Source organism: Pseudarthrobacter humi (assembly GCF_024294965.1).
In the GTDB taxonomy this organism is placed as follows: domain Bacteria; phylum Actinomycetota; class Actinomycetes; order Actinomycetales; family Micrococcaceae; genus Arthrobacter; species Arthrobacter humi.
Map to the genome: position 1 here is coordinate 129,511 of NZ_JANCLV010000008.1, position 21,705 is coordinate 151,215.

Consider the following 21,705-nt stretch of genomic DNA (forward strand, 5'->3'; position numbering starts at 1 on the left):
TACATCGGTTTTAGTGATACTTTCAACGGGGCCATAGGGGATGCGCCTCGTGTATGAAGGGATTGTCCATGACGTTTGGGGTTTCAGGGATTTCCTTCGCGGGGGTCACCAAGGCATACGCCGGGCGGAACGTGGTGGACTCCGTCAGCTTTGACTGCCCGCGGGGATCCATCACCGGATTCCTCGGGCCGAACGGAGCGGGCAAATCAACCACGCTGCGCGTTGCGGCCGGCCTGACCCGCGCAGACGCCGGCGAAGTCCTTTTTGACGGACGCCGGCGCGAAGACCTGGAAAGTCCGGGACGAACCATCGGCTTTGTGCTGGACCCCACGGCATTGCACCCGGGCCGCTCGTTGCAGGAGACCCTGAAGCTGAACGCAATGCTGCTGGGCGCGCCGCGCTCCGCCGTCCAAAACGCCCTCAGCGTTGCGGGCCTTGAGTCAGTGCGGAGAAAGCGGGTGGGCTCGCTGTCCCTGGGGATGCGGCAGCGGCTGGTCCTCGGCATGGCCCTGCTCGCCGGACCCCAGTTCCTGGTCATGGATGAGCCCACCAACGGACTCGACGCCGATGGTGCGCTTTGGGTCCGGAACTTCCTGAAGCATTTCAGCGCCCAGGGCGGCACCGTGCTGCTCTCCAGCCACCTTCTCCGCGACATGCAGGCAGTGGCGGACCACATTGTCATGATCGACCGCGGGCGGATCGTCGCCTCCGGCACCGCCGCGGAGTTCAGCGTCAGCTCCAGGACCAAGGCCACCGCCGTCGAACCGGAGCGCCTCACGGAAGTCTGCAGGAGGAGTGGGTGGGGCTTTGACCTTTCCGGGCGGGAATTTCTGGTTGACGCCACGCCCGAGGACATTGGCCGGGCATGCCTTGAGCACGGTGTGGTGCTGACGCATCTGTCCAACATCACGGAGTCAGCGCTCGAGGAGAAATTCCTTGCCTTGACGTCCGGGGAATTCAGCAGTCGCAACAACAACCTGGAGCAGATCCGATGAGCCAGCACACCCTCCAGCAAACGCCCGTCCGGAACGGCAAAGACCGGCAAGCCGGGTTTGCGCGACTGGTCTCTATCGAAGTCCGCAAGCTGGTGGACACACGCAGTTCGCTGGCGATCTTCGCAGTGCTCGCTGTCATTGCCGTGGCACTGGTGGTCGGGCTGGCAGTTGTCGGATCCGGACAAGGCACCCCCGTCACCTTCGCCAGCCTGGCCGGGAGCATCGGGCTTTTCACGGCGCTGGCGATGCCGCTCATCGGCATCCTGGGGATGACGTCCGACACCGCGTACCGGACAACGCTGGTTTACTACCCGCTGCTGCGGGGCAGGACCGCGCAGTTCTGGGCCAAAGTCCTCGCTGCCGCCGTCCTGGCCCTTGCCCTCCAGGTTTTTGTGTTCCTGCTGTCCTCTGTTGTGGCTGCCGCCCTGGCCGGTGCCGGACCAGGTGCCGCTGGTGCGTTCGACGGTGTAGGGCAGGAACTGGCAACCGGCCTGGCGTCCTGCTTGCTGAGCACCATGTTCGGTGTGGCCATCGCCGCAGCGATCCGCCGGACCGCCTTGGCAATCACCGCCGTCATCCTGGTCAGCCTGGTGGGAAACGGCCTTATCCTCAGCCTCCTCCCGGATGCCAGTGGCTACCTCAGCACGATCACGGCCGTCGGTGCACTGTTGGGCGGACCGGATGCACCCACGGCACTGGAAGTGGCGTCGTCCCTGACCCTCTGGTACCTGATTCCCCTCGGTATCGGCTGGTGGATTACGGAGAAGAGCGAGGCGTAGCATTCGCGGATTTGCCAGCCGGCAGGGCCTTCAGCCCGGCCGCGCAGCCAACAATCCCGGCGATGAACAGCATCTTCAACAAGCTGAAGGGTTCGACGCCGGTGGCCATCGCCCAGCCCACCGTCAGGGCAGCGCCGATCCCCACCCAGACGGCGTAGGCGGTGCCGAGCGGAATGCTCCGGATGGCGGCACCCAGGCCGAGCATGCTCAGGGTAGCGGTCACGGTGAAGACAAGGGTGGGCAGGGGCCGGGTGAAACCGTCGGACAGGCCCAGGGCGGTGGCCCACACGGCTTCGAGCACGGCGGAGGCCAGCAGCATCAGCCACGCGGCGGAACGCTTATTCATTACGCCACCGCCTTCAGGCCAACCACGCACGCGGCGATGCCGGTAAGCAGCAGCAGGCGCGCCGTCGTCGGACGTTCCGCCCTGGTGGTGATCGCGTAGGCGGACGTCAGGACCACGCCCACGCCCACCCACACGGCGTACGCGGTGCCGGTGGGGATGGACTGCATGGCGATGGCGAGGCCGGCCATGCTGGCGAGGACGGAGGCCAGGAAGAGGAGGGCGGGCGCGAGCCGGCGTCGGCCTGAGGCCTGGAAGGTCCGGTGCAGGGCTGCGGCCCAGACGGCCTCCAGCGCCCCGGAAAGAATGAGGATTAACCACGACATGACAGATCCTTTGGCCAGTCTTGTCGCGTGCCGGGTACTGAACCGTCGTCCGGAGGGTCCTGTGCGGAGCCTTGTTTCCAGCATAGCAACGCCCGACGGCGGGTGGCCGTGTTGGTGGCCGACGTCACCGCCGGGGTCTGAGCCCAAGTAGGTAGCAGTAGATGTCGTTATGAGCGCTCATAACGACATCTACTGCTACCCAGTTGGGGTGGGGACCTTTAGAGCGCGCCGCCGGCGGTTTCCGGAGCGGAGGAGTCGCGGCCCCCGTTGCCCACCGTTTCGCGGGCGATGAAGTTCTCGATGTCGAACAGGTTGTCCGCACGCTCGGCGATGTTATAGAGGGTGGTCATAGCGGCGACCTCCTCCACCTGCTCCTTGAGGAACCAGAGCATAAACTGCTCGCCCAGGGCGTCGTCCTCGGAACGGGCGGCGCGGAACAGGGCCTCGATCGAGGCCGTCACTTCCTTCTCCTGCTCCAGCGCCAGGGCCAGCGGCTCGGTCACGGAAGAGAAGTCGTTGCGCACGGCGGGGACGCCCGGGATGGTGAATTCAATGTCGCGGTCCAGCATGTATTGCACCATCATCATGGCGTGGTTCCGCTCCTCCACCGACTGCCGGTAGAAGTAGCGGGCCAGCTGCGGGAGGTCCTGGTTGGCGAACCAGGTGGCCACGGCAATGTACTGCTGCGACGCCGCGAATTCGTTGCCGATCTGGGTGGACAGGAGCGCATTAAACGGTGTGGAAGTCATAGCCAGAGTCTAGGAGCGCCCCACGCCGCTGACCAGTGTGGGAAGGCTCAGATAACGAAGGCGAGGCTTGCCTGCAGCGCTGGATCAGGCAGTCACGCGGTCGATTGACACCACGGCCAGGAAGCCGCGGCCCAGGATTTCGGGGGTCCCGGTATCGGAGCCGACGACGGCGTCATACCTGTTGAGTGCCTCGGGCTCCGTGGGGCTGGGGGCGGCTTCCCCGGCGTCGGCGTCGGCGTCGGTTTCGGCGGCCGCGGCTCCCGCGGCTTCCGCGGTTTCCCCGCTGACGCTGAGGCTGCCCGCGCTGACGGTGGCCTGGCCCTGCAGCAGCACAGCAAGCTGGCCCTCAAAAACCGGGTGCGGGCGCTTTTTGGAGAGCTCGATGATGGACGTGAAGCCCTTGAAAGACGCCGTCCGGGTGATGACATTCAGGTCGCGGATGTCCCCGGTGGGCAGGTCACCGTGCGCGGCAGCTTCGCCGGAGAACCTGAACGGCCGGTACTTTTCCAGCGGATGTTCGGCGCCGTCCACGGTGAGAAGGAGCAGCTCGCCGTCGATCACGGTCAGCACACGTTCCATGCCCGGGAACGCCGAGAAATCCCCGGCCTTGCTGACATCGGCGATGCTGACCCGCCAGTCCCAGGCGCCGTCCTGCGCCGAGGCGGCCTTCGGGTGGCTGGCAAGCTCACGGGTCACCCCGCCGCCGTTGCGCCACGGTTCGGACCTGAGTTCTGCGAAGCGGATGATCTCCATCGGACCAGCCTAGTTTGTTTGGGCGCCCTCTCCAGCGTTTGGGCGACCCCGCCACGCGTGGCATGCTGGGCACATGCGCCAGGGGATCACCGAGGAACAGAGCCGGCTGCTGGCATCCTGGCTTGGCGAATTCAGCGTGGTGCAGGACTGCTCCTGGCCTCTGCAGGACACGAATGTCCTCCACGTTGCCACACCGGCGGGCGAAGGATTCATCGTCAAGGCGAGCACCACAAGCCACCATATCCGCCGCGAGATCGCTGCCCATTCCGGCGGTTTCGAAGGGCTCCGCGGCCGGGTTCCGGCGTTACGGCATGCCTCGGCGGAGGCCGGGATCCTGGTGACGGAATTCCTGCCGGGAACATTGGTGGAGGGGACGCCGGCCGAGGAGGATCCGGAAACCTACCGTCAGGCGGGGGCGCTGCTGGCGAGGATTCACCGGCCGGCCGGGGACTCGTCCACCTACGCGACAGCCCTCACGGCCAAGACCCGGGCATGGATGGACCGCGCCCACGGGCTGCTCCCCGAACCCCAGCTCGACAGCTTTGAACGGGAGCTGGATGCCCTCCGGCCGCGCGTGGTGCAGCTGGTGGCCACGCACGGCGATTACCAGCCGAGGAACTGGCTGCAGGACAACGGCCAGATCAAGGTCATCGACTTTGGCCGGGCCGATCTTCGTCCGTGGGTGCACGATCTGGTGCGGCTCAGCCACCAGCGGTTCGTTGACCGGCCCGACCTGGCGGACGCGTTCCATGCGGGGCTCGGCAAGACTGTGGCCCCGGCCGAGACTGACCTGTGGCGGCTGGAGAACCTGAACCAGGCCATCGGCACGGTGGTGTGGGCCCACCAGATGGGCGACACGGTGTTTGAACAAACCGGCCGCACCATGGTGAAGCGCGTATTGTCCGGTTTCTGAAATGGAACCGGCCAACATCGGCGCCGCGGGTACTTGCCTGTTAGTCTCCTCCCGGGGGACTATGCGTAGACAGCCTGAAGGAGCCGGAATGTTCGTCAAAGTGTGTGGACTCAGTACGCCCGAATCCGTCCGTGAAGCAGTAGACGCCGGGGCGGACGCCGTCGGCTTTGTCCTCACCGCAAGCCCGCGGGTGGTCTCGCCGTCGCAGGTTTCCACCCTTCTGGCCGATGTGCCGGAAGGCGTGATTGCCATCGGCGTTTTCCGGCATGAACCTGTCGCCGATGCCATTGCCATCGCCCGCGCGGCCGGCCTGGAATGGTTGCAGCTGCACGCGGACCTCACCCCGCAGGACGTCACAACAGTGCACGACGCCGGCATGAAGCTGATCAGGGCGGTCACCATGGCAGCCACTGCGGACGCGTTCGCCAACTGGGGCGAGGAAATGCTGTTGATTGATGCGGCCGTGCCCGGCTCCGGAGAAGCCTGGGACTACGCGTCCATGGTGGACGTGACGGCGCTCCAGGACCGCAAGTGGCTGCTGGCCGGCGGACTGAACCCGGACACCGTGGCACACGCCACCGCAGCCTCCGGCGCGTGGGGCGTGGACGTCAGCTCCGGCGTCGAGGTTTCCCGTGGCGTGAAGGACCTGGCGAAGATCCGCGCCTTCGTGAAGGCCGCCAAGGGCTGAGGCCCGGACCAGGTTTCAGGTCCACATTCCACGGCTGAAGATCAGGGTTCATTCAGGGCAGACCCCTACGTTTTTGTCGGACCCCGCGGGGCACAATGGACAGATGAAGACTCTGCTCAACATCATCTGGCTGGTATTCGGCGGACTCTGGCTCGCCCTGGGCTACTTCCTGGCCGGCATCATCTGCTGCCTGCTCATCGTCACCATCCCGTGGGGCATCGCGTCGTTCCGCATCGCGGCGTACACGCTCTGGCCGTTCGGGCGCATGGTGGTGGACAAGCCGGGCGGGACGGGCGTGTTCCCGCTGCTGGGGAATGTCATCTGGCTGGTGGTGGCGGGCATCTGGATCGCGATCGGCCACGTGGTCACAGCTTTTGCCATGGCGGTCACCATCATCGGCATCCCGCTGGCCATCGCCAACCTCAAGCTCATCCCGGTCAGCCTGATGCCGCTGGGCAAGCAGATCGTTCCCACTAACAGCCCGTTCGTTACCGCGTACCGTTAGCCGGCGGCATTCCCCGGGGCTTCGCTAAACCCGGGGACCAGGCCCTGGGCTTCGAGCTCCTCTGACCGGAGCGCCCGCAGCACACAAAACTCGTTCCCGTCCGGGTCAGCCATGACCACCCACGTCACCTCCGGCCCCTGCCCAATAGAAATGCGCGACGCGCCAAGGGCTTCCAGCCGTTGCACCTCCTCGGCCTGGTCATCCGGACGCAGATCCAGGTGCAGCCTGTTCTTGATCTCTTTTTGCTCCGGCACCTTCACGAACAGCAGGTCCGGGCTGACGCCGTCGGCCGGGCTGCCTGCAGGGGGTTCCAGTACGATTTCGTCTTCCACCTCATAGGTGCGGCGCCAGCCCAGGGCCTTCTCCCAGAAATCGGCGGGCACTTTGGGGTCTGTGGAGTCGACGCTGACAGATTGGATGCGCAGGTTCATCCGAGCAGTCTTGCACCGGCCGGGGCGCCCGTAAAGGCTTCCGGCGGCTGCGCGAAGAGTCAGGCCAGCTCGCCCCGCAGGTTCCGGCGGGCGGCCTCGAGCCACAGTTCCCGTGCGCGGTCGCTGTGGAACAAGGGGTCCAGTTCCAGCAGATGACGGACGACGGCGGCACGGCCGGCCGCGAAGTCGGCGTCGCCGATGTGCGCATAGTCTTCCCGGACGGCGGCCACATAACGGGCGTACGGCCCAGGTTCGCCGCCGAGGACTGACAGGTCCGCGTCGCAGAGGAGGGCGCCGTCGTCGTCCCCCGGTTCCGGGCGGTGGTCCGAGGTTAACCTGACCAGCCGCGCCACCTCCTCGACCTCCGATGCCGGGAGCCCCGCGTGCGCCAGGCGCTCCTCGGCGAGGCGGGCCGATTCCTCCTCATCCTGGCCGGCGATCCCGCGGTACACGGCATCGTGGAACCAGGCTGCGAGCAGCACGGTCCGCGGCGGATCGGCGGGGTCGGTGAGCAGGTCCATGGCCTCCAAGACTGCCAGCAGGTGCGTGCAGCCGTGATACCGGCGATGGTCCTCGCTCCAGCGGTCCAGCAGGTCCAGGAAGAGGGCGTCGTGTCCGGGCATGATGGCTTCCCAGCGGTTCAGCAGCGGCACCTTGAGGGACTTGTTGCGCTGCCGGGCCGGGATGCGCAGCCCGCTGGCGATGAGCTTTCGCACCAGGATCCGGCCTTCCACCGGAATGGCGCCCGCAGCCACCAGGTCATCAAACCGGCGCTCGGCAACGTCGTAATGGTCGCCGTCGAACGCCCGGTCCGGGATGCCGGCCGCGGCGGCGAAGGCATGCAGCTCCGCGAGCGACGCATCGGAGATGAGGTGCGAAAAGTGTGTGCCGTGGGCGGGCCACAGCGGCGGATCCAGGTAAATCGCCATGGGGGAAGTCTAATGCGGAGGCTCTCCGCTGGGCCGGTCAGGAGCCGGCCGGCAGGATGTTCTGGTTGCCCTGGAAGACGTTCCGCGGATCGAAGTCCCGCTTGACCCTGGCCAGCCGCGCGTAGTTCCCGTTGCCGAACGCGGCCCGGATGCGCTCCTGGCCTTCGTTGCCGATGAAATTGAGCCACACCCCGCCCGAGGCATAGGGCGCAATCTTGCCGCGGAAGTCCTTCACCCAGGCCTTGGCCAGCTCGCCTTCCTCGGGTGTGGGGGAGATGCCGTAGGGGTGGCTCACCCAGGCCGCATGCCGGTTGATGAGCGGCGTGGCCGCTCCCGAGTTCCCGCCGACCGCGCCGCCCCAGCGCGCGATGAGCTGCTGGGACGTGGCATCGGGAAGGTTCCGGGCCGACTCCACAAACAGGTCCAGGGCGGCATCGGGAAGTTCGTCGTGATAGTCCGCGCTCCAGTAGTTGTAGTGGTCCGGTGGATCCTCCAGAGAGGACTGGAAATCGGCGTACGGGGTGTCTCCCACCAGATCCGCTGCAGGCCCGAGCTCGCGGAACGGCCGCGCATGTTCGGAGCCTTCCTCGGGGTCACCCGCGTAGAGGTAGGCGATGACGGTTGCCATCTTTCCCACCAGGTGCTCCGGAACAAACGGCTCCGGCGGCGCCGTCAGATAGATGAGCGCCAGGCCAACACCGTCAGGGGCTGCCAGCGCCAGGTCCCGGAACGCGCGGGAAACATCAGAGGCGGCTTCCCCGGGCCACAGCCATAGTCCCGCATGGACCACCGGACCGAGCCGGTGCGCCTGGAATGTGAATGACGTGGCAACGCCGAAGTTGCCGCCGCCGCCGTGGAGCGCCCAGAAGAGTTCGGGGTTTTCCCGGGCGCTCGCGGTGACGCGCTCGCCGTCGGCCGTCACCAGGTCCACCGAGACGAGGCTGTCGCACGCGAACCCGAAGGACCGCTCCAGCCAGCCGGATCCGCCGCCCAGGGTGAAGCCGGCGACGCCGGTAGTCGAGACACGTCCGCCGGTCACAGCCAGGGCGTGCTCCTGGGTGGCGCGGTCGAACTCGCCCCACGTCAGGCCCGCCCCGGCGGTGACGATGCCGGATTCCGGGTCCACGTCGATCGACTTCATGGGCCGGACATCGATGACCAGGCCGTCGTTGTTCATGGACATTCCGGCCACTGAGTGCCCGCCGGCGCGGACGGCAATGGCGAGGGAATTCTCCCGGCCATATCGCAGGGCCTCGGCCACGTCGGCATCGTTTGAACATTGGGCAATCACCGCCGGGCGCCGGTCAATGCTGGCGTTGAAGACCTTCCGGGCCGGGTCATAGTCGGGGCTGTCAGGCCTGATCCACTTCATCACAACGCTCCTCAGCGACTGAGGCCCCTCCCCTTCCCCATAGCGTAGGACTTCGGCCCGGGACGTTCCATAGGCAGCCCAACTGGAGCCTGGCGCGGGAGCGACAGGAGGAGCAAAGTCATATTCTGATCCGCGGCGAAAACCATTAAGAGAACCCGCAAATGCGGATTAGAATCATGAAATGCCCACTATTCGCGTATCCGAAGCCGCCCGGTTCCTCGGCGTCAGTGACGACACCGTCCGGCGCTGGACAGAGAACGGCAGCCTCACCCCCGTCAAGGACGACGCCGGCAGGCTGGCCGTTGACGGCCTGGAACTTGCCCGGCACGCCCAGAAGCTCGCGCAGCTTCCCGAGGACCCGCACCGTTCAGGGAGTTCGGCGCGCAACAGGTTCGTTGGCCTGGTCACGGGTATCACTGCGGACAAGGTCATGGCCCAGGTGGAACTTCAGTGCGGGCCGTTCCGGGTGGTGTCGCTGATGAGCAGCGAAGCCGTCCGGGACCTGGGCCTGGAACTCGGCTCCGTGGCCACCGCGGTGGTCAAAGCGACCACAGTCATCATCGAAACCCCGCAGGGAAAGAGCATCATTTGAGCACCCGCAAACACGCCGGTGCCGCCATCATCATGGCTGCCCTCATGCTGGGCCTAGCCGCGTGCGCACCGGCTGCGACGTCCACGGCCACACAGCCCGCCGGGTCGCAGTCCCCGGACGCCGCCGGCCACGTGTCCGGGACCATCACGGTCTTCGCAGCCGCGTCGCTCAAGGCCACCTTCACCCAGCTGGCCAGCGACTTCGAGGCGAAGAACCCCGGCACCGAGCTCGTGTTGAGCTTCGCCGGTTCCTCGGACCTGGCCACCCAGATCACCCAGGGCGCGCCGGCCGATGTTTTTGCCTCCGCCGACACCATGCACATGACCAAGCTGGCCGATGCCAAGCTCCTGGACGGGACCGCGAAGAACTTCGCCACCAACGTCCTGGAGATCGCCGTCCCGCCGTCCAACCCGGCGTCCATCGCGTCCTTCGCCGACCTCGCCAGGCCGGGCGTCAAGGTGGTTGTCTGTGCCAGCCAGGTTCCGTGCGGGGCGGCCGCGGACACGGTGGAAAAGGCGGCGGGCGTGACCCTCTCGCCGGTCAGCGAGGAGACCTCGGTGACGGACGTCCTGGGCAAGGTCATCTCGGGCGAGGCCGACGCCGGCCTGGTCTACGTCACCGACGTCAAAGGCGCCGGAGGCAAGGTCAAGGGGATCCCGTTCGACGAATCCGGCAAGGCAGTCAACACGTATCCCATCGCCACAGTAGGCTCGAGCCGGAACAAGGAACTGGCGGCTGCCTTCATCGCCATGGTGACCGGCGCCGACGGGCAGAAAACCCTCAGCGCGGCCGGCTTCGGCGCCCCGTAGGCACCCCGCTCCCTAAGCGGCCGCACCCAAGGAGATCATGAGACAGGCGAGGAACGGTGGGTACGGCGGCGTCCCGCGCTGGATGTACGTTCTTGCGGCGGCGGGTGGCCTGTTCGTGGTGCTGCCGCTCGCGGCCATGGTGGCCAAGGTCAACTGGGCCCAGTTCATCCCGCTGGTCACGTCGGAAGCGTCGCTGCAGGCCCTTGGGTTGAGCCTGCGCACGTCCGCGGCCAGCACCGTCCTGTGCATCGTGCTGGGTGTGCCCCTCGCCCTCGTCCTGGCCCGCGGCAGCTTCCCCGGCCAGCGCTTCCTCCGCTCACTGGTCCTGCTCCCGCTGGTGCTTCCGCCTGTGGTGGGCGGCATCGCACTCCTGTACACGTTTGGGCGGCAGGGGCTGCTGGGCCGGACGCTGGAAGTGGCTGGCCTGCAGATCGCCTTTTCGACGACGGCGGTCATCCTGGCCCAGACGTTTGTGGCCCTTCCGTTCCTGGTGGTCAGTCTCGAGGGTGCCCTGCGGACCGCCGGGAACCGGTACGAAGCGGTGGCTGCCACACTCGGCGCCGGGCCCACCACGGTGCTCCGCCGGGTCACCCTCCCGCTCGTGCTGCCGGGACTGGCCTCCGGCGCGGTGCTGTCCTTCGCCCGCAGCCTAGGCGAATTCGGCGCCACCCTCACGTTCGCGGGCAGCCTGCAGGGGGTAACCCGGACCCTGCCGCTCGAAATCTACCTGCAGCGGGAAACGGACGCCGATGCCGCCGTCGCGCTTTCCCTGGTCCTCGTGGCGGTGGCGGTTGCCGTGGTGGCGCTCGCGTACCGCAGTCCCCGCGCCGCCGAACCGGCCCCCGCGCTGAGCGGGGAACGCACGACGACGGCGCCCGCCCAGGGAGGTGCGGTCCGGTGACGTTCTCGGTTCAGGCCGCCGTGGCTGGCCGCGGGTTCGACGTCTCCCTCGCGGTGGGACCGGCTGAAACGGTGGCCATTATGGGAGCCAACGGCGCGGGCAAGTCCACCCTGTTGAACGTCATCGCGGGCCTGCTGCACCCGGACTCGGGCACGGCCGAACTGGACGGCAGGACACTGTTTGACCTCACCGCCGGGCGCGGCGAATGGATGGCTCCGCACCGGCGCGGCACGGCGCTCCTGGCCCAGGAACCGCTGCTTTTCCCGCACCTGAGCGTGCTGGAGAACGTGGCCTTCGGGCCCCGGAGTGCGGGGGCTTCGAAGCCGGCCGCGCGGGAGTCCGCCCTGCGGTGGCTCGCGGAAGTGGAGGCGACGGAGCTGCAGTCCCGCCGCCCGGCCGAGCTCTCGGGCGGCCAGGCGCAGCGCGTTGCCGTGGCGCGGGCGCTCGCCGCCGACCCCGGGCTCCTGCTCCTGGACGAACCGATGGCCGCGCTGGATATCCATGCCGCGCCGCTGCTCCGGCGCCTGCTCAAGCGTGTGCTGGCCAGTCGCCGCGCCATCATCATCACCCATGACGTCCTCGATGCCCTGATGCTGGCCGACCGCGTGGTCATCCTCGAAAACGGGCGGATCAGCGAGGAAGGCCCAACGCGGGACATCCTCCAGCGCCCGCGCAGCCGGTTCGCGGCCGGACTCGCCGGGCTCAACTTTGTGGCCGGCCACCTGACCGAACACGGTCTGCGGGCCGGTGCCCTCAACCTCTATGGCCACCACGACGCAGCCGCCCCGCTCCCTACCGGGCAGCCGGGCGTGGCTGTCTTCCCGCCGTCGGCCGTTTCCGTTTTCCTCACCGAAGCGCATGGCAGCCCGCGGAATTCCTTCGCCGTGACCATCACGGACCTGGAGCCGCACGGGGACGGGATCCGGGTCCGCGCCGGGGAGGGCGGGCAGCTGAGCGCGGACATCACCCCGGCGGCCTCTGTAGATCTCGGGCTGGCGCCGGGCATGCAGGTCTACTTCGTGATCAAGGCCGGCGCCGTGGCCATCTACCCGGGCTGAAGGGGCGGGAATGCGCGGGTAGGCTGGTCTGAACGCGGCCCCAACCGCAGTGCGTGGAGTCTAACGATTGCCTATAGCTCCGCACAACACTTTCGCGAGCATCTTGTCGCTACGCCAGTCCCTGGACACGGATTTCCACATAGGCGTGGTGCAGCTCTGGACAGGCAGTTCGCCGTCGGCAAACATGGGGCATAGAGGGCACCTCCTCAAAGTTGAGCGTTGTAGACTCAACTTAGCGAAAAATGCGCACCCCGGAAGGAGCTCTCTTTGGACGTCAAATTCACCACCAAGAGCCAGGAGGCTCTTTCGGCAGCAGCCATGAACGCCTCCACGGCAGGAAATCCCCAGGTGGAACCGGCCCACCTGCTCAAGGCTCTGATGGATCAGCGGGAGGGCGTCGCCGTCGCGCTTCTCCGCGCCACGGGCGCAGACCCGGATACCGTCAGCGTGCAGGCGAGCGGCGCCATCAAGGCGCTGCCGGCAACGTCGGGCGGCTCCACGCAGCAGGCCCAGTTGTCCCGGCCCGCGCTGCTGGCCATCCAGAACGCCAAAAACGAGGCCGACCGGCTGGGTGACACGTATGTCTCCACCGAAGTGCTGCTGCTGGGGCTCTCAGCCGGGAGTGACGCCGTCGGGCGGTTAATGCGCGACGCCGGTGCCTCCCATGAAGCGCTTCTCGCCGCCCTGCCGGGTGTCCGTGGCGACCGCAAGGTCACCACGCCGGACCCGGAGAACACGTTCCAGTCGCTCGAGAAGTTCGGCACCGACCTGACGGCGATGGCGCGGTCCGGAAAGCTGGACCCGGTGATCGGCCGCGACACCGAAATCCGGCGCATCATCCAGGTGCTGAGCCGGCGCACCAAGAACAACCCGGTGATCATTGGTGAGCCCGGTGTGGGCAAGACCGCCGTAGTGGAGGGTCTGGCCCAGCGGATTGTGGCAGGCGACGTCCCGGAGAGCCTTCGCGGCAAGACCCTGATCGCCCTGGACCTTGCCTCCATGGTGGCGGGAGCCAAGTACCGCGGCGAATTCGAGGAACGGCTCAAGGCAGTCCTCGAGGAGATCAAGAACTCCGAAGGCCAGATCGTCACCTTCATTGACGAGATCCACCAGGTGGTGGGCGCCGGTGCCACTGGCGAGTCCTCGATGGATGCGGGCAACATGCTCAAGCCCATGCTGGCGCGCGGTGAACTGCGGCTGATCGGGGCCACCACCCTCGACGAATACCGCGAGAACATCGAGAAGGACGCAGCCCTGGAGCGCCGGTTCCAGCAGGTGTACGTGGGCGAGCCAAGCGTGGAGGACACCATCGGCATCCTCCGCGGCCTGAAGGAGCGATACGAGGCGCACCACAAGGTGACCATCGCGGACTCCGCCCTGGTTGCCGCCGCCACGCTGTCCAACCGCTACATCTCGGGCCGCCAGCTGCCGGACAAGGCCATCGACCTGGTGGATGAAGCCGCGTCCCGGCTGCGCATGGAGATCGATTCCGCGCCGGAGGAGATCGACCAGCTGCGCCGCGCCGTGGACCGGCTCACCATGGAGGAGCTGGCCCTTGCCAACGAAAAGGACGCGGCCTCAGTGGAGCGCCTGGCCGCAATCCGTGCGGACAAAGCGGACAAAGGCGAGGAGCTGTCGGCACTCAACGCCCGCTGGGAGGCGGAGAAGGCTGGCCTGAACCGCGTGGGCGACCTGAAAGCCAAGCTCGACGAGCTCCGCTCCACGGCGGACAAGGCGCAGCGTGAAGGCGACCTGGAGACGGCGTCGCGGATCCTTTATGGCGAGATTCCGGCAGTGGAACGTGAACTGAACGCCGCCGCCGCAGCCGAAGAGGCGGTGACGGACAAACCTGCCCCGATGGTGGCTGACGAGGTCACGGCGGACGACATTGCTGAGGTCATTTCCGCGTGGACGGGCATTCCGGCCGGGCGCATGCTGCAGGGTGAAAGCCAGAAGCTGCTCCACATGGAGGAGGAGATCGGCAAACGCCTGATCGGCCAGGCCAAGGCGGTGGCCGCGGTGTCCGACGCCGTCCGCCGTGCGCGGGCCGGCATCAGCGATCCCAACCGGCCCACGGGTTCGTTCCTGTTCCTGGGGCCCACGGGCGTGGGCAAGACCGAGCTGGCCAAGGCGCTCGCGGATTTCCTGTTCGACGACGAACGCGCCATGGTGCGGATCGACATGTCCGAGTACGGCGAGAAGCACTCGGTGGCGCGGCTGGTGGGCGCCCCTCCGGGATACATCGGCTACGAGGAGGGCGGCCAGCTGACGGAGGCCGTCCGCCGTCGGCCGTACTCTGTGATCCTGCTGGACGAGGTGGAAAAGGCCCATCCGGAGGTTTTCGACATCCTCCTGCAGGTGCTCGACGACGGCCGCCTCACCGATGGCCAGGGCCGCACCGTGGACTTCCGCAACGCCATCCTGGTCCTCACCTCCAACCTGGGCAGCCAGTTCCTGGTGGACCAGTCGCTGGACGCGCAGGCCAAGCGGACCGCGGTCATGACCATGGTCAACGCTTCCTTCAAGCCGGAGTTCCTGAACCGGCTGGACGAGATTGTGCTGTTTGAAGCCCTGACCGTTGACGAGCTGGCTGAGATTGTGGAACTGCAGGTGGCCGAGCTCGGCAGGCGGCTGCACGATCGTCGGCTCAGCTTGGAAGTGTCCGATGGCGCCCGCGCCTGGCTGGCCATGTCCGGCTTTGATTCCGCGTACGGTGCCCGGCCGCTGCGCCGACTGGTGCAGAAGGAGATCGGCGACCGCCTGGCCAAAGCAATCCTGTCCGGCGACATCGCGGACGGTGACACGGTGCTGGTGGACACCGCGACCGACGTCGACGAACTCACCATCGAGGGGCTGGAGGCCCTCGCAGGACCCGACGGCGGTGCTCCCGCCGGCACGGGCCTGGTGGTGCGGCGGAAGGAGTAGAGGTACTGCAAGGCTCGGGCGAAACCCATTTCAGGGCAGCAGATTCCCGTTTTTCATAACTGAGGTTCTGGTGGTCCGCATCCATTTCGTTGACTTGGATGAGGTATCCGTCGGGGTCGTTGACGCTGATGAAGCGTCCGAACGTTTCGTCCATGATGTCCGACGGGGCATATCCGGCAACTCTTAGTCGCTCTGCGGTGAGCTCCAGTTCTCGTCGGTGGAGAAGTGCAGTGCTACCGCTCCCGCATCTGATTACCCTGCGCCCAAGCCGCGGGAAGAGTCCGCGCAGTGGATCGCCTGGAATGAAGCGAACTACGCCACGCATGGTTACGGCCTTTGGATTGTGGAAACTCTCGATGGCGAGTTTCTGGGTGACTGCGGACTTGCCGGTTTCCTCCATGCCGCTACGACGCTGGGACGAGCCGGAAGGCATAGCGTCGGTCTGGGCCGCTGCCGGGATTCATGGTGAAGTCTGCACCTTCGGTGTCCAGTTTCACTTGCGCCGCGAACACCCCGCCGTCGCACGCGACCCGGACTGGTTCCAGAACGGCGGCGCCTGCCCAGCTCGCCACTGACAACTCGACGTCGGCGGGTCCTTCGCACAGGAAGTGCAGTTCGTAATTGCCGGGCCTGGCCGTCATCCCGTAGCCGATGGTTGAATTCGAACTGGCACTGCCCGCCACTTGGCCGGGCAGCGCCGGTTTCAGCTGCTGCGATGACCAGTCACTCATATCTTTGAGCGATGAAGCCCGAGGGTCGCTGTTCGGCGCCATAGTAACGCCGGTTGACCGGGGCTGCGCCGTTGCGCCCGGGGACGAGGAGCCGGCTGCACCCTCAGCCGGGCCACCGTACTCACAGCCTGTCAGCGACACCACCAGTGCGGCCGAAACGAACAGGACCCGTGTGCGCTGAGTCTGCGTCCCCCAAAGAGCTGACATGCCCCGAGTCTAAACCCCCAGCCCGAAGGTCAATCCAGCGGACTGCCGAACGCAATGAAGCCGTAGGCTCTCTATCCGTTCGCGGGTAATGCGGTCTGTTAGGGCAGTGCGCTGGCGTTGATGACATTTCCGCCGTCGGCCGTGACGTAGCAGTCCACGCGCCGGTCGCCTGATTCCCAACTGGTGCTGCTGGGGTAGGCCCGCTGGAAGTTCAGCGTGTACTCGTTCGCTGCCGGTCCCAGCTTCGCCGCCTGGCAGGCCTCCAGGGCCTTGGCGGCAAGGGCGTCCCGGCCCGGATAGGAGCCGACGGCGGGGTAGCGGAAGACGGCCACAAGCTGGGCTGAGTGGCCGGTATCGCAGGCCACCACCGTTGACCGCAAAGCCTCGGGGTCAAAATCCTTGAAGCAGTCGCCCAGCCGGTAGTCCGGCGGCTCCACACCCTCACGGGGGAGGGGGAGCGGGGTGGCCAGGGGAGTGGGTGAGGTTTCCACGATCACGGAGCCGCCGTCGCCGGTCGTTTCCGGTGCCCCGGAATCCAGCCACACGGCGAGCCACACCAGGCCTCCGACAACACCGAGCAGAACCACCACGAAGACAGTCTTCAGGAGCGTGGATGCGACCCGCCGCGGCTTCCGCGCCGGGGGCTCCACAGCAGTTGCCGGAAAGGCCACCTGCGGCAATCCGGCGGTGGGCGGAGCGGCAGGTTTGGGCGGGACGGGGCGCGGTTCCTGGTTGTCCATCCGGATACCCCTCCTGGGTTTCGCCTCGGGATGCTGGATTCTCCGGGGACCCGGATCGGCAGCTGATGAAGAGACTCTATCCAACAAAAAAGCCGGGAACCGTGCGCGTCGCGGCGGAAAGGGTACCCGACATGGCGTCCGCGCGCACGGGCCGGGGCGCACCGTGCGCGGAAAGCATGTAATCTAGGTGTTACGACAAATTGACCAAACATTCCGGGGCCTCACCGATCGCCAAGGTGACCACCTCCGGTCCGAGTACAAAAGGGGGTCACGCCATGGGGCGCGGCCGTCAAAAGGCAAAAGCTACCAAGCAGGCTCGGGATATTAAGTACTATTCCCCGAACACTGACTATTCGGCCCTTCAGCGAGAGCTCAAAGGTCCTGATGGTCGTGCCACGAGCCATTTCGCGAATGACCCGGTTGAACCGGACTATTCGGCTTACGTGGATAAGTACGCGGACGATTTGGAAGAAGACGACGACGAGGTACACACCCGTCGGATCGGCTAGTTGTTGCACGCCGGCCCCGCCGCAAGGCGCCCGGCCCCGCGACGCTGCAGTACGTTCGGACACCGTTCGTTAGTACAGCGCTTCTTTTCAGCACCCCGGATCCCAGCGGACCCGCGGTGCTGGCCTCAGTTATCAGGCCCGTTGCCTGCGCCGGAACCCGGTGCCGGCGGCGGGCTTTTTGGTGTTGACTGGAGGCGTTGATGCGTGTGCCGCCCGCGAAAGGACCTCCCATGCCAGGAAACTCCTCATCCCCCAGCTACCGCCACGGTGAACCGTGCTGGGCTGACGTCCAGACCCGGGACGTGGAGGCAGCCAAGGCCTTCTACGCGGCGGTGTTCGGGTGGAGCTTCAAGGACCAGCCCACGCCCGATGGCCGCAGCTATGCCCAGGCGTTCGTGGGGAAGGATCTGGTGGCCGTGGTGGCGCCGCAGAACCCACACCAGGAATCCCTCGGCACCCACGCCCAATGGAACATCTACTTCGCGGCCGAGGACGCCGGTGCGCTGGCCGAGGAAGTTCCCCACGCCGGCGGCGCAGTGCAGTTCGGCCCCGAGGAAGTGGCGGACACCGGCGTGATGGTGTTTGTGGATCCTCCCGGCGGCGGGACGACCGGCGTGTGGCAGCCCGGAACGCACACGGGCTCCGGCCGGTACAACGAGCCCGGTGCGCTGTCATGGACGGAACTGCTGACGCCCGAGCCGCGGGCCGCCGTCGGATTCTTCCAGCAGCTGTTCGGCCACGAGGTGACCGAGTACCCCCAGGACGACGGCGGGACGTACAGCACGCTGATGGTGAACGGCGCGGAGGTGGCCGGGATCGTCGCGGCCGAGGCGCCCGCCAGGTGGCAGATCTACTTCGGCGTCACCGACGTGGCCGAGGCCGTGCGGAAGGCAGTGGCGGCGGGGGCGGAAGTGCTGATCGCGCCGGAACCGGACGACGACGATACGCCCGGCGCCACGGCCACTCTCCGGGATCCGCAGGGCGGTGAGTTCAGCCTGCTGGAGGTTTAAAACACGGATGCCCTACAGCCGCCGGTTGGCGGTGCAGGGCACCCGAGGACGGGCTTTAGGCGTAGGCGTTGACCAGGCGGACGGCGCCGCCGTCCACACCCTTGGCACCCTGGACGTAGTCCGGACCGGTCTTGAGGATGGAATCCGAGTCCGCGGTGACGGTGCCCATGATCCAGGACGGGACGCCGCGGTCGTTGAGGCGGGCCACGGCGGCGTCGGCGGCTTCGGCGGACACGATGGCCACCATGCCCACGCCGAGGTTCAGCGTGCGCTCCAGGTCGGCCAGCGGGACGTTGCCCAGCTCGGAGACCAGCTTGAAGATGGCCGGCAGCTCCCACGTGGCGCGGTCCACGGTGGCCACGAGGCCCTGCGGCAGGACGCGCGCCAGGTTTGCGGCGAGGCCGCCGCCGGTGACGTGGCTGAAGCCGTGCACGGCTGCACCTCCGGCGGAGCCGCTGACCGGGAAGGTGCGGGCAAGGTCCAGGCAGTCTGCGGCGTAGACGCGGGTGGGTTCCAGCAGTTCCTCGCCCAGCGTGCGGCCGAGTTCGGAGACCTGGCGGTCCAGTGCCCAGCCGGCGTGGTTGATGACGCGGCGGACCAGGGAGTAGCCGTTGGAGTGCAGGCCGGAGGAGGCCATCCCGATCACAACGTCGCCGGCGCGGACACGGTCCGGGCCCAGCAGGTCGGAAGCCTCAACAACACCAGTGGCGGCACCGGCAACGTCGTATTCGTGCTCGCCCAGCAGGCCGGGGTGCTCGGCGGTTTCGCCGCCCACCAGGGCGGTGCCGGCGACGGAGCAGGCCGCGGCGATGCCGCGGACGATGTCCGCGATGCGCTCCGGGACAACCTTGCCGCAGGCGATGTAGTCGGTCATAAAGAGCGGCTCGGCGCCCACCACGACGATGTCGTCAACCACCATGCCCACCAGGTCAAAGCCGATGGTGTCGTGGATGTCCATGGCCTGGGCGATGGCAACCTTGGTGCCCACGCCGTCGGTGGACGTCGCCAGCAGCGGGCGCTTGAAGGTCAGCAGGCGTGAGACGTCATACAGGCCGGCGAAGCCGCCCACTCCGCCGATGACGGAGGAATTGTGGGTGGCCTTCACGGCGCCCTTCATCAGCTCCACGGCGCGGTCGCCGGCTTCAACGTCAACACCGGCGGAGGCGTACGTGATGCCTGCGGGGATCAGTGGGCTGTTGCCGGCGGCGGGGGTTGCGGAAGTCATACGGACTCTTTCTTTTCAGCGCCGGGGATGGTGGCTTCGTGGCGGATCGCGGGCACGTGGTCTTCTTCGGTGAGCAAGTTCTCGAACTCGGCGTCCGGTCCCGGATCGCAGCCGGTGGCGCCGGCCTTGTCCGCCGGGTCCTCCTCGGCGTCGATGGCCAGTGCCACCGTTGCGCCGGGGAGGGCAGAGGGCGACGGCGTGAGGCCGCCGAGGTCGGTACGCTCCAGCAGGTTCTTGCCCAGTTTGTCCGCGCCCGGAAGCTCGATGGGGTACGTGCCGGTGAAGCAGGCGGTGCAGAGGCGCTCGCGCGGCTGCCTGGTGGCGTTGATCATGCCGTCTTCGGAGATGTACGCCAGGGAATCGGCGCCGATGGCCTGGGAGATTTCCTCGATGGTGGCGCCGTTGGCGATCAGTTCCGCCCGTGAGGCGAAGTCGATGCCGTAGAAGCACGGCCATTTGACCGGCGGCGAGGAGATCTTGATGTGGACGGACGCGGCGCCGGCCTCGCGGAGCATCCGCACGATGGCGCGCTGCGTGTTGCCGCGGACGATCGAGTCATCCACCACCACGACGCGCTTGCCGCGGATCACGGACTCGAGGGCGTTCAGCTTGAGCCGGATGCCCAGCTGGCGCAGGGTCTGCGAGGGCTGGATGAACGTGCGGCCCACGTAGGAGTTCTTGACGAAGCCGTGCGCAAAGGGAATGCCGGATTCCTCGGCGTAGCCCACGGCGGCGGGGGTGCCGGACTCCGGGACCGGGATGACGATGTCCGCGTCCTGGGTGTTTTCGCGGGCCAGTTGGCGGCCCATCTCCACACGGGACTCGTACACGGAGCGTCCCGCGATGGCGGCGTCCGGACGGGCGAGGTAAACGTATTCGAAAACGCAGCCGGCCGGCGTCGCCTCCGCGAAGCGCTTGGAACGCACGCCGTCCTCGTCGATGGCGATGAATTCGCCCGGCTCGATTTCGCGGATGAAGCTGGCGCCCACGGTGGCGAGGGCGGACTGCTCGGAGGCAACCACCCAGCCGCGCTCCAGCCGGCCCAGGACCAGCGGGCGGATGCCGTAGGTATCGCGTGCGGCGTAGAGGGTGCCTTCGTCCATAAACACGAAGCAGAAGCCGCCCTTGATCTTCGGCAGCAGCTCCATGGCGGTCTGTTCGAGGGTCTTGCCCTCCTCACCTTCGAGCAGTGCCGTGACCAGGGCGGTGTCCGAGGTGTTGCCCTGCTTCATTTCGCCGCTGAGCTGGCCGCCGTTGCGTTCCATGATCATGGCGTTGAGCTCGGCCGTGTTGGTCAGGTTGCCGTTGTGCGCCAGGGCAACCGTGCCGGTGCTGGTGGCGCCGAGGGTGGGCTGGGCGTTGGCCCAGTGGCTGGCTCCGGTGGTGGAATAGCGGCAGTGTCCCACCGCCAGGTGCCCGGTCAGGGTGTTCAGCGTGGTCTCGTCGAAGACCTGGGATACGAGGCCCATGTCCTTGTAGACGTTGATCCGCTTGCCGTCACTGGTAGCTATACCAGCCGACTCCTGACCGCGGTGCTGCAATGCATACAGCCCGTAATAGGTGAGTTTTGCTACTTCTTCACCTGGCGCCCAGACCCCGAAAACGCCACAAGCGTCCTGAGGTCCCTTTTCGCCAGGGAGAAGATCATGAGAAAGTTTTCCATCGCCGCGTGCCACTGGTCGATTATCTCACGAGATGCGGTACGACTTTTCCGCCGCCGGCATTGTGACTGTGCCCGGAGGCCGGACGACGGTGTTGGAACCTAGGGCTGCGCGCCGTCGTCGGGCTCTGAATCCGGGACGGCTTCCACGATGGCGCGTTTCTGCCGCTTGACGCTCCGCCGGTCCAGCAGCAGGGCCACCACCGCGCCCAGCACCGCGCCGCCGGCGCCGAACATCACCAGGAAGAAACCGAACACCGAGCCGCGCTCGAAGGATTCGTCACCGGGGAGACCGTATGCGACGGCGGCAGCCACCGCTGCGCCCACCAGGGCGCCGAGGATGAGGAACGGCACATATTTCGGTGCCCGGCGGACGGTGACCTCGCGGCGTTCAGCGGGGGTTTCTTCAAAAGCCATGCCCTCTAGCCTACTCATCATTGGCGTCAGGGCTGTGACGTCCGGGCCAGGATCCAAGTCTACTTCTAGAGTATTAGGGCCCGTGAAGCATGTCATAGGCCTGCCAACGAGGGTTGGAGGTCGGGTGCAGCACTCGGC

24 protein-coding genes and 1 riboswitch are annotated in these 21,705 nt (G+C 66.9%); of the genes, 12 read left to right on the plus strand and 12 right to left on the minus strand.

The annotated features are described in order from the left end of the window. Positions 1 to 68: 68 nt before the first annotated feature. Both NFC73_RS13255 and NFC73_RS13260 read left to right on the plus strand, forming a co-directional pair. Positions 69 to 995, plus strand: coding sequence for an ATP-binding cassette domain-containing protein (locus tag NFC73_RS13255; RefSeq protein ID WP_254750903.1), 927 nt, complete (start codon positions 69 to 71; stop codon positions 993 to 995). Further along, positions 992 to 1,774, plus strand: coding sequence for a hypothetical protein (locus tag NFC73_RS13260; protein ID WP_254750905.1), 783 nt, complete (start codon positions 992 to 994; stop codon positions 1,772 to 1,774). Before NFC73_RS13255 ends, NFC73_RS13260 begins: the two co-directional genes overlap by 4 nt. Here NFC73_RS13260 and NFC73_RS13265 read toward each other — a convergent pair. The 4 genes from NFC73_RS13265 to NFC73_RS13280 form a co-directional block, all read right to left on the minus strand. Further along, on the minus strand, positions 1,752 to 2,120 hold the full coding sequence (locus NFC73_RS13265; RefSeq protein ID WP_254750907.1) for a DMT family transporter: 369 nt from the start codon (positions 2,118 to 2,120) through the stop codon (positions 1,752 to 1,754). The two genes, NFC73_RS13260 and NFC73_RS13265, sit on opposite strands and share 23 nt — an antisense overlap. Continuing rightward, entirely contained in the window at positions 2,120 to 2,443 is a 324-nt protein-coding gene (locus tag NFC73_RS13270) for a DMT family transporter (protein ID WP_254750910.1), read from the minus strand. Before NFC73_RS13270 ends, NFC73_RS13265 begins: the two co-directional genes overlap by 1 nt. Before the next feature lie 9 nt (positions 2,444 to 2,452). Further along, positions 2,453 to 2,518, minus strand: a riboswitch (guanidine-III (ykkC-III) riboswitch). A gap of 143 nt (positions 2,519 to 2,661) precedes the next feature. After that, on the minus strand, positions 2,662 to 3,192 hold the full coding sequence (locus NFC73_RS13275; protein ID WP_254750912.1) for a ferritin: 531 nt from the start codon (positions 3,190 to 3,192) through the stop codon (positions 2,662 to 2,664). A gap of 84 nt (positions 3,193 to 3,276) precedes the next feature. Then, positions 3,277 to 3,945 (minus strand): HutD/Ves family protein, encoded by a 669-nt coding sequence (locus tag NFC73_RS13280; protein WP_254750914.1) that lies wholly within the window; start codon positions 3,943 to 3,945, stop codon positions 3,277 to 3,279. A gap of 73 nt (positions 3,946 to 4,018) precedes the next feature. Between NFC73_RS13280 and NFC73_RS13285 the strand changes: the two genes are divergently transcribed. The 3 genes from NFC73_RS13285 (at position 4,019) to NFC73_RS13295 (ending at position 6,051) form a co-directional block, all read left to right on the plus strand. After that, complete coding sequence (locus NFC73_RS13285; RefSeq protein ID WP_254750916.1) at positions 4,019 to 4,858, plus strand: aminoglycoside phosphotransferase family protein; 840 nt, start codon at positions 4,019 to 4,021, stop codon at positions 4,856 to 4,858. An 88-nt stretch (positions 4,859 to 4,946) separates the two neighbouring features. After that, positions 4,947 to 5,546, plus strand: a complete 600-nt coding sequence (locus NFC73_RS13290; protein ID WP_254750918.1) for a phosphoribosylanthranilate isomerase — start codon at positions 4,947 to 4,949, stop codon at positions 5,544 to 5,546. Between the two features lie 103 nt (positions 5,547 to 5,649). Next, positions 5,650 to 6,051, plus strand: coding sequence for a YccF domain-containing protein (locus NFC73_RS13295; RefSeq protein ID WP_104061535.1), 402 nt, complete (start codon positions 5,650 to 5,652; stop codon positions 6,049 to 6,051). On the opposite strand, the gene NFC73_RS13300 is transcribed toward NFC73_RS13295, so the two are convergent. From NFC73_RS13300 to NFC73_RS13310, 3 genes are read right to left on the minus strand one after another with little or no spacing between them, the layout of a single operon-like run. After that, positions 6,048 to 6,482, minus strand: a complete 435-nt coding sequence (locus tag NFC73_RS13300; RefSeq protein ID WP_141138618.1) for a VOC family protein — start codon at positions 6,480 to 6,482, stop codon at positions 6,048 to 6,050. The genes NFC73_RS13295 and NFC73_RS13300 overlap by 4 nt on opposite strands. Before the next feature lie 59 nt (positions 6,483 to 6,541). Further along, a complete protein-coding gene (locus NFC73_RS13305; RefSeq protein ID WP_254750920.1) occupies positions 6,542 to 7,411 on the minus strand; it encodes a DUF4031 domain-containing protein in 870 nt (289 codons plus the stop codon). A 37-nt stretch (positions 7,412 to 7,448) separates the two neighbouring features. Then, the gene (locus NFC73_RS13310) at positions 7,449 to 8,783 is read right to left on the minus strand and encodes an FAD-binding oxidoreductase (protein WP_254750922.1); all 1,335 of its coding nucleotides are present in this window, start codon (positions 8,781 to 8,783) and stop codon (positions 7,449 to 7,451) included. Between the two features lie 181 nt (positions 8,784 to 8,964). Between NFC73_RS13310 and NFC73_RS13315 the strand changes: the two genes are divergently transcribed. From NFC73_RS13315 to clpB, 5 genes are all read left to right on the plus strand, one after another. After that, on the plus strand, positions 8,965 to 9,375 hold the full coding sequence (locus NFC73_RS13315) for a TOBE domain-containing protein (RefSeq protein ID WP_104061539.1): 411 nt from the start codon (positions 8,965 to 8,967) through the stop codon (positions 9,373 to 9,375). Between the two features lie 32 nt (positions 9,376 to 9,407). Continuing rightward, positions 9,408 to 10,184, plus strand: coding sequence for a molybdate ABC transporter substrate-binding protein (modA, locus tag NFC73_RS13320; protein ID WP_372494654.1), 777 nt, complete (start codon positions 9,408 to 9,410; stop codon positions 10,182 to 10,184). Between the two features lie 37 nt (positions 10,185 to 10,221). Then, positions 10,222 to 11,085 (plus strand): ABC transporter permease, encoded by an 864-nt coding sequence (locus NFC73_RS13325; protein ID WP_254750924.1) that lies wholly within the window; start codon positions 10,222 to 10,224, stop codon positions 11,083 to 11,085. Continuing rightward, entirely contained in the window at positions 11,082 to 12,143 is a 1,062-nt protein-coding gene (locus NFC73_RS13330; RefSeq protein WP_254750926.1) for a sulfate/molybdate ABC transporter ATP-binding protein, read from the plus strand. The genes NFC73_RS13325 and NFC73_RS13330 overlap by 4 nt, the downstream gene beginning before the upstream one ends. A gap of 267 nt (positions 12,144 to 12,410) precedes the next feature. After that, positions 12,411 to 15,068 carry an ATP-dependent chaperone ClpB gene (gene clpB / locus NFC73_RS13335; RefSeq protein ID WP_254750928.1) on the plus strand — a complete coding sequence of 886 codons (2,658 nt, stop codon included), beginning with the start codon at positions 12,411 to 12,413 and terminating at the stop codon, positions 15,066 to 15,068. Positions 15,069 to 15,472: 404 nt separating this feature from the next. On the opposite strand, the gene NFC73_RS13345 is transcribed toward clpB, so the two are convergent. Next, on the minus strand, positions 15,473 to 16,006 hold the full coding sequence (locus NFC73_RS13345; RefSeq protein ID WP_254750930.1) for a hypothetical protein: 534 nt from the start codon (positions 16,004 to 16,006) through the stop codon (positions 15,473 to 15,475). A gap of 98 nt (positions 16,007 to 16,104) precedes the next feature. Further along, positions 16,105 to 16,746 carry a septum formation family protein gene (locus NFC73_RS13350; RefSeq protein ID WP_254750932.1) on the minus strand — a complete coding sequence of 214 codons (642 nt, stop codon included), beginning with the start codon at positions 16,744 to 16,746 and terminating at the stop codon, positions 16,105 to 16,107. A 275-nt stretch (positions 16,747 to 17,021) separates the two neighbouring features. Here NFC73_RS13350 and NFC73_RS13355 point away from each other — a divergent pair, with 275 nt between their 5' ends. Both NFC73_RS13355 and NFC73_RS13360 read left to right on the plus strand, forming a co-directional pair. Continuing rightward, the gene (locus NFC73_RS13355) at positions 17,022 to 17,255 is read left to right on the plus strand and encodes a DUF3073 domain-containing protein (RefSeq protein ID WP_254750980.1); all 234 of its coding nucleotides are present in this window, start codon (positions 17,022 to 17,024) and stop codon (positions 17,253 to 17,255) included. Between the two features lie 230 nt (positions 17,256 to 17,485). Beyond that, a complete protein-coding gene (locus NFC73_RS13360; protein ID WP_254750934.1) occupies positions 17,486 to 18,265 on the plus strand; it encodes a VOC family protein in 780 nt (259 codons plus the stop codon). A 55-nt stretch (positions 18,266 to 18,320) separates the two neighbouring features. Here the strand turns inward: NFC73_RS13360 and purM are convergent, their stop codons facing one another. The 3 genes from purM to NFC73_RS13375 form a co-directional block, all read right to left on the minus strand. Further along, the gene (gene purM, locus NFC73_RS13365; protein WP_254750936.1) at positions 18,321 to 19,490 is read right to left on the minus strand and encodes a phosphoribosylformylglycinamidine cyclo-ligase; all 1,170 of its coding nucleotides are present in this window, start codon (positions 19,488 to 19,490) and stop codon (positions 18,321 to 18,323) included. Continuing rightward, positions 19,487 to 21,166 carry an amidophosphoribosyltransferase gene (gene purF, locus NFC73_RS13370; protein ID WP_254750938.1) on the minus strand — a complete coding sequence of 560 codons (1,680 nt, stop codon included), beginning with the start codon at positions 21,164 to 21,166 and terminating at the stop codon, positions 19,487 to 19,489. Before purF ends, purM begins: the two co-directional genes overlap by 4 nt. A gap of 86 nt (positions 21,167 to 21,252) precedes the next feature. Next, on the minus strand, positions 21,253 to 21,567 hold the full coding sequence (locus NFC73_RS13375) for a hypothetical protein (RefSeq protein WP_058930964.1): 315 nt from the start codon (positions 21,565 to 21,567) through the stop codon (positions 21,253 to 21,255). Positions 21,568 to 21,705 lie beyond the last annotated feature (138 nt).